The organism is Motilimonas sp. 1_MG-2023 (genome assembly GCF_030547455.1).
In the GTDB taxonomy this organism is placed as follows: domain Bacteria; phylum Pseudomonadota; class Gammaproteobacteria; order Enterobacterales; family CBDFNC01; genus Motilimonas.
This window is the reverse complement of the sequence record NZ_JAUOPX010000272.1, coordinates 1-238: the sequence shown is the minus strand read 5'-3', so window position 1 is coordinate 238 and position 238 is coordinate 1. Positions and strand designations below refer to the sequence as shown.

Sequence of the window (238 nt, the reverse complement as noted above, 5' to 3'; positions counted from 1 at the left end):
ACCTTTCTGTTGAAGCTGGTTGGGAATGGCGTGAGCCACGCTGTTCAATGTGTTTCGCGCTGAATGGGGACCCATTAGCACCAGGACAACGCAGTGCGTCTACATCAAACCGTCACTTTGAAGGTCGCCAAGGTAAAGGGGGACGTACACACCTCCTGTCACCTGCTATGGCCGCTGCCGCATCTGGTGCGGGTACGTTTGTTGTCTTCCGTGATTGGGACTAATCCGTAATCGCCTC

At 54.6% G+C, this 238-nt stretch carries 1 protein-coding gene; it reads left to right on the top strand.

Annotated features, from left to right (window positions below; translation table 11 throughout):
• On the top strand, positions 1-224 hold a 224-nt coding region (locus tag Q4519_RS22075; RefSeq protein ID WP_303516130.1), incomplete at its 5' end, for an aconitase family protein.
• Positions 225-238: the final 14 nt, after the last annotated feature.